The sequence below is a fragment of the Methylomonas rivi genome (assembly GCF_024505165.1).
Classification (GTDB): Bacteria; Pseudomonadota; Gammaproteobacteria; order Methylococcales; family Methylomonadaceae; genus Methylomonas; species Methylomonas rivi.
In genome coordinates, this window is the sequence record NZ_JANIBK010000165.1 from 1 (window position 1) to 7,522 (window position 7,522).

The window sequence follows — 7,522 nt, forward strand, 5'->3', positions numbered from 1 at the left end:
CCTATACAACGATAGCCTAATAGAAAAAACAATAGAAAACTCAAGAAGAATGATCAGCGATTATTTGCAATAGATAGTATTTTATGCATTTTTAAACCAACCCATATAAAAAACCACCACAACCTGCGCTTACCAATATTATTAGATTGAACTTTTTCAATGAAAATATATTAAAAAACAATAAAATTTGAAGCAAATTATCACACGCAGAACTGCATCACATAATGATTAATGGCGCCGATATCGTACAAACCGTAACAGAAACATTAAGATTAGCAGCGGCATTTTTAACTGATCTAGCCAGTAACCTATCAGATGATATCAATGCTGGCATTAACCTGTTGCTCTCATGCAGAGCGTCTTACTGTAACAACCGGCGCCGGTAAATTGGGGGTTTATTGCCAAAAAATGGCTGCCACCCTTAGCAAATATCGGTATTACCTGTCATCGATAGGTCAACTCACTTTTGCGGCATCGGCTGCATGATTTAATTCGCGCCGGATTGTAAATTCAGCAAATTACTCATATGCTCGATAATCTTTTCAGAAGCTCCCATCTTTCCCTTAATAACACGCATATATCGCTGAACATAAGCTTCTCCGAACGCAGTATCCTCAAGCATTTTCAGAAACAGCCCACCCAATTCAGCGTAACTGGAACATTCAATCAACGCCTGATTTTCGCGCATCTCTTGGTATAATAAATATGAGGTTGAATTTTCTTTAGTCCAGCATTCATGGGGCCCAACCACAACCGGTTTTAAATACTTCATGGGCTCCAAAACGCCGTGTCCACGTCCGGCAAAGGCAATATCGGCCTGCTTATAAAAATAGGCAAGCTCTCCAAATGTATCGATGATAATTAATTGCTTATTACCTGCCGCGCCAATAGTTTCGCTTCTCAACGCATATTCGATCCCTCGATCACGCAAAAACTGCGTTAACCGCGCCATCATGTTTTTATCGTTTATGTAGCGCGGCGCCAGGATCAACACGGTATCCGAAATAGAAGACCGCGTATGCAACCAAGCCAAAACCAGAGCTTTCTGCTCTTCAAAAGCATTCACCGACCCTGCTACGATCATACGGTTATTTGAACCGATACCGTGTATGTATGCCTCAAGTTCTTGATTGGCCGATGGTTGGAAGCCGTCTGAAAAAACATTGTCGAATTTAATGTCGCCAACAACGCTAATATTATGCTTAGAAATTTGATGCTTCCGCAGATCGGCACAAATTTCAGCGGTTGGGACATACCAATGCTTGACCGACAATCGAAACAGCCCCGAAAAAAGCCGGTGTTCCAGCAAATCGATTCGACTGTGAAGCTGTTTTTTATACAGACACGCATTGATGATTACAATTGGAACTTGATGTTTAAGGCATCCCACAGGCAGCGATAAATCTTGTCTAATCGGAAAATAGCCATGTAAACTTGGCCCTTCGACAAATACGCAAAATTTGATACGGTTTTGCCTAAAAAATTGATCCGTGACCGCGGGCGCGGAAGGAAATTCGATCATCACCCTTGCGTAAGAGTGAGTTTCGAAAAATGTTTGTGCGTATTGCCTCTGTCCGGGCACGATAATTAAATTGCAATTCGGCCAAGTTTGACGCATTTTCTGAATAAATACGCTCGCCGCCCTCAGTTCGCCCACTGTGGCGGCATATATTAGAATGCTGTCGGCTAAATTGGTAAAACCGCCTTCTGTATCGGGCAAGAAATATTCGTCAATCCGCTCAGAAATGGCATTGTCGCTTGATGCCTTACGTTTACTTGCTAAAGCCATTGCATAGATAAACGCAACACAATGATAAATAAAGATTTTTATTTTATTCAGTATCGACATAACGACTCTTGGAAGTATTAATATGTTAAGAACTAAAATTTACCCGCTTACCCTTTTAATTCTACTGCATTTCGCCGAAAACACCGCGATGGCGGGCTCATCATATTATCCGGGAAAACCGGCGCCCTGGGTCGGGACTGATTTCAACGGCCTGCCATGTATTGAAAGACCGCAGACCTATGGGCCTTACGATTATATTAACCAAATTGACAGAAACAGCTTAAAAGGCGGGGGTAGCGAAACCGCTCTTGAGATAGTGGAGAAAGCACATTTCAGACCAGAAAGTGAAAATTTAGTCAAAGCAAGGTTTAATAGCTTTTTAGCGGATTATGATTACACCCTGCGGGCTTGGCCAAATCATCATCGGGCTTTATTCAGCTTGGCAAGGTTCCAAATAGAAGTTAATAAAAAAATAAGAAAACCGGAAAAAGAATTTAGCCAAACCGAATGCTATTTTCAACGAGCCATTAATTTTAACCCGGAGGATGCCGCGGCCCGCTCCCTTTATGCATATTTATTAGAAAAGATTGGCAAACCGGATGAAGCCCAAAAACAGTATGAAAAAGCCCTAGAAGTATCGCCTAATTCATCCAAAATTGCCTACGCATACAGTCTATTTCTTATTGACATTAAACAATACGATAAAGCCTTGGAATTAGCGCAAAGAGCTTATAAAAATGGCAAACCGCCAATGGGCTTACAAAACAAACTAAAAAAGCTTGGAGTTTGGAAGTAAGCAATTAGTTGCAACCAAAGCAATCCAGTAGCGCACCTACCAGAATTAAAATTAAATAGCTAAGAGGATCTATCGGCATGACAATTTTTGCAGGCATAATCGAATTGACAACTAATGAACTAAGCCTAAACGCAAGAACCGCCTTAAAAGCAATCATGGAAGAGGATATTCAACAGAAATGCAGCTTTGAATATACGCATGACAATGTTTATTGCATCAATTTCGATAGTGGAGCTTACCAAGCTCCAGCCATTCAACAATGTAACGAAGGCTTCACCTTGGTTGTCGGCGACCCGATTATAAGCCAAGGAATATCCAGATCGCGAACTATCGACGTTATGGATTTACATTCTGAATTCAAGCACGGCGTCCCGAAATCACTCGCGAAAGCGAGAGGTGTTTTTTCAGGCATCCATTTTAACTACGCCAGCAATAAATGTTATCTCTTTACCGATAAATTAGGCTTAAGGCCGGTTTATTACTATCAAAAATCAGGATTGTTCATTTTTTCAAGCGTATTCAGTTATTTTGAAAAAATACCATTTATAGATCTCGAAGAAGATTTTATAAGCATTTGTGAAACCGCTTCTTTTACCTACCCATTAGGTATTAAAACCACCTATAAAAACATCAAGCTATTCCGTGCTGGCGAGATGCTTACGGTTGAAAACGAGCAAGTTTTATCCGATATATACTGGGATTGGACTTCCATTGCCGCAGCTCAAGATAAAGCGGAATCCGACCTGCATCAACAAGCATTCGATACCTTTGATGACGCCATACGTTTAAGATTGGGCGATGAAAAAAATGTGTTCGCATTTTTGAGCGGCGGTCTCGATTCGCGTTGCGTAACCGCAGGTTTAAAAAGTCATGTCGATACCATTCATACCTTTAATTTTTCAAAGGAACAGTCACAAGATTCGGAATTTGCCAGCTTATACAGCCAACATTTGCAGTCTAACCATCATGAAATTCGGGTAAAAAAATTATATTACCCGAATTGGTCGCAATTAATTTCTGAACAATTAGCCAATATTGACCTGATAAATGCAGATTTGCCCAAATACCCTCAAAAGGTTTGGTCTGGAGATGGGGGGAGCGTGGGCGCTGGATTTGTCTATCTGGATGATGAAATCATTAACCAATTAGAACTTGGCTTGGTTGACAAGGCGATAGAAAACTTTTTAAAAAAAAATAAAACCGGAATTCCGTTTGCTTTTATATCAAAAAGCCAATGTAACAATCCCAGAACAATAATTCATGAAAGCGTCATCAGCGAAATAGCCGGAATGGATAGAGTCCCGACAGAAAAAAAACTATATCTATTTTTACTCCTCAATGACCAAAGGCGCCATCTTGTCACTCATTTTGAAACCATAGCACAGCATAGAATTGAATTAATGCTGCCGTTCTTTGATAGCGACTTTTTAGCTACTATGCTCTCCATTCCCATAAAAAAAGCACTGAATCATCGGTTTTATATGGGTTGGTTTAATTTATTTCCAGAGTTTGTTCGTATGTGTCCGTGGCAAACTTACCCCGGCCATCTGAAATGCCCATTAGAGATACCGGCAAACTTATCGCTTCAATGGGAGAGTGGACAAAACACTAATATTCACAAAAATAACGACGATGCGAACTTTGTAATTCACTTAATATTAAATAACCCTTCTGTACGGAGGTACATTAGTACCCCACTTGTACTTTTTGCAATGTACTTACACAAATTAAATCTCAGGCCCTATCCTCACTTAGTTAAGTTCATGACAACACTATCGAAGTATATTAAAAATTCATAACACATCTATTTCGATACTTACCAATTAAGCTCTTGGCAACAAATCGCCATGCAATAAAATAGCGGAATTCGCGTACCGGTTTCCCGGATTAGATACACGCTACGGGCAGCTGTGATGTCGCGTATCGGCTGCATTCTCCTTTCATTTGCCGGGGCGGCTGTGGTACTTTCATGAAATTATTCCGTGAAATCTAATCACGCTTTAACCGGATTTGCCAAGCCTGTTGCTTAATAAGCGCTCACCATCATATTCCCAAGCGCCAAGGAAATGAAAAAGGCTTATTTACCAGGCTGGTAATTATACAATGCATCAAATCGCCGATGCCTTTGGGGGGACATTATTATGCTGTCAGCAGAGGGCTTAATAGTCATTCCCTGAAAAACACTTGATTGCAAGACTCCAATAAACATGACCATTGCCAGCACTATCGACGCCCTGACCTTTCCGCTCTCGGGCACCCGCCTGATCGAAGCCAGCGCCGGCACGGGCAAGACGTATACCATCGCCGCCTTGTATGTGCGCCTGATACTCGGCCATGGCTTGCAGGGCGCGGAATTATTGCCGCCGGATATTCTGGTGGTGACCTTTACCGATGCCGCCACCAAGGAATTGCGCGAGCGTATCCGCGCCCGCCTGACCCAGGCGGCGGCTTTTTTCCGCGAAAAGTCCGCCGACAACGACGATTTTTTGCAACGGCTGCGGGCCGATTACACCGCCGAACAATGGCCGGCTTGCGCCTACCGGCTGGAACTGGCGGCCAACTGGATGGACGAAGCGGCGGTTTACACCATCCATGGCTGGTGCAACCGCATGCTGCAACAGCATGCCTTCGACAGCGGCAGCCTGTTCAAGCAGGAAGTCGGCACCGACGACCAGGAATTGCTCAATCAGGTGGCGCGGGATTATTGGCGGCGGTTTTTTTATCCACTGTCCGCCACCGCCTGCCAGGCGGTTTACAAGCTGGCAAGTTCGCCGGAGCAGCTGGCAAGCGCCTTAAAACCGTTATTGTTCGAGACCGAAGCCCTGGGGCTGGAATGCCCGCAAACCGATATCGCCCACGTATTCCGGGACTGGGAAAACTGGGCACTGCAAAGGGATGTTCTGGAAAACCGGGCCCGCTCGCTGTGGTCGGACAACCTGCAGGCACTGCTGGCCCTGTTAACACAGGCTTCCGAATCCGGCGTTCTAAACGGCAACCTATACCGCAAGGCCGGCTTTGCCGACAAACTGCGCCAACTGGCGGCCTGGGCCGGCGGCGACGCGCTCGATCCGGACAGTCTGGCTAAGTTCGGCCAGCAAAAACTGCAAGCCGGTTTGACCAAGGCCCACCAGGACAAAACCCCTCTATTCGTACAAACCGCATTTGCCGCCATAGACCGACTGGCCGAACATGCCGCAAGCGAAATCGACATCGCCGACCTACTCACCCGCCACGCCATCCATTGGCTGCGGGCCCGTTACGACGCCGAAAAACAACGCATTGCCCGCATGACCTTCGACGACATGCTGAACAGACTGGACCTGGCCTTGCGGGGCGACAACGGCGAGCGGCTGGCGGCGGCCATCGTCAAACAATACCCGCTGGCCTTGATCGACGAATTTCAGGATACCGATCCGGTGCAATACCGCATATTCGCCCGCCTGTACCCGGCCGAGGCCGAGAGCGGCGTGGGCTGCTTCATGATAGGCGACCCGAAACAGGCGATTTATTCGTTCCGGGGCGGCGACATTTTTACCTATTTGAAGGCGCATCGGGCCACGCTGGGCAAGCATTACACTTTAAGCACTAATTTCCGCTCCTCCAAGGCTTTGGTGCAAGCGGTCAACCGGGTGTTCATACATGCCGACAGCCGGCGGGCGGAAGGCGCCTTTTGCTTCAAACAGCAGGATTACAATCCGCTGCCCTTTATCCCGGTCTCGGCACAAGGCCGCCAAGAAGTTTGGGTCGTCGAGAATCAAGCTGCCCCCGCCCTCAGCTTTTGGCACTTGGCGGACGAGCACGCCATCGGCATGCCGGCCTATCGCCGGCAAATGGCCGCCACCACCGCCGGCGAAATCGTCAGACTCTTACACGGCGGCAACGCCGGACAAACCGGCTTTAAAACCCCAGGCGGCGATATTCGGCCCTTGCAACCGGCCGACATTGCCATCCTGGTACGCAGTGGCAACGAAGCCCGGATCATGCGCCAGGCGCTGGCGGAACGGCAATTGCGCAGCGTCTACCTGTCCGAACGCGAATCGATTTACGCCAGCCCGGAAGCCGGCGACTTGTTGATCTGGCTGCAAGCCCTGGCAGAACCGCGTAACGAACGCAAGGTACGCGCCGCCATTGGTACCGCCACCCTGGGTTGGACCTATCAAACCCTGCATCGACTGACGCTGGACGAACTGGCCTGGGAACAGCACCTGGAGCGTTTCATCGGCTACCGGGAGCGCTGGCTGCAAGACGGCATTTTGCCCACCCTGCGGCAGCTGATGAGCGATTACGCCCTGCCCGCCCGGCTGCAAAACCTGGCGGACGGCGAACGCCGCTTGACCAATCTATTGCATCTGGCCGAGCTGTTGCAGCAGGCCGGCAGCCGTCTGGAAGGCGAACAAGCCTTGATCCGGCATTTGGCCGAAACCATCGCCGCCGACCAAGCCGGCGAGGAAAGCGTAATCCGGCTGGAAAGCGACGCCAACCTGATCAAGATCGTCACCATCCATAAATCCAAGGGTCTGGAATACCCGCTGGTTTTTCTGCCGTTTATTTGCGGCTTTCGCGAAGTCGGCGGCCGCGACCGCTATTACCGCTTTCACGATGCCGAATTCAATCTCAGCATAGACCTGCATAAAAGCGACGACGGCAAGGCCAGCGGCGACAAGGAGCGCCTGCAGGAAGACCTGCGCCTGCTGTATGTGGCGATCACCCGCGCCCGCTACGCCTGCTGGCTGGGCGTTGCGGCAGTCAAGATAGGCCCGGGCAAAACCAGCCACTTGCACAAAAGCGCCATCGGTTACGCGCTGGGCTGGGAGGCCGGCATGGCGGCAACGGAATTAAATGCCCGCCTGACCGAACTGAAAGCCGATTGCCCCGCTATAGACATAGCCGAACCGCCGGCGGCCGGCCCGGACATTTATCGGCCCGCGGCCGCGGAA

The 7,522-nt window shown here is 48.0% G+C and carries 4 protein-coding genes; 3 read left to right on the forward strand and 1 reads right to left on the reverse strand.

The features are described from left to right. Positions 1-487: 487 nt before the first annotated feature. Complete coding sequence (locus NP596_RS18515; protein ID WP_256616884.1) at positions 488-1,849, reverse strand: 3-deoxy-D-manno-octulosonic acid transferase; 1,362 nt, start codon at positions 1,847-1,849, stop codon at positions 488-490. 22 nt (positions 1,850-1,871) lie between these two features. Between NP596_RS18515 and NP596_RS18520 the strand changes: the two genes are divergently transcribed. From NP596_RS18520 to recB, 3 genes are all read left to right on the forward strand, one after another. Beyond that, positions 1,872-2,585: a tetratricopeptide repeat protein gene (locus NP596_RS18520; protein WP_256616885.1), complete on the forward strand. Its 714-nt coding sequence runs from the start codon at positions 1,872-1,874 to the stop codon at positions 2,583-2,585. A 77-nt stretch (positions 2,586-2,662) separates the two neighbouring features. After that, on the forward strand, positions 2,663-4,384 hold the full coding sequence (locus NP596_RS18525; protein WP_256616886.1) for an asparagine synthase-related protein: 1,722 nt from the start codon (positions 2,663-2,665) through the stop codon (positions 4,382-4,384). A 408-nt stretch (positions 4,385-4,792) separates the two neighbouring features. Continuing rightward, positions 4,793-7,522: exodeoxyribonuclease V subunit beta (gene recB / locus NP596_RS18530; RefSeq protein ID WP_256616887.1), on the forward strand; the 2,730-nt coding region annotated here is incomplete at its 3' end.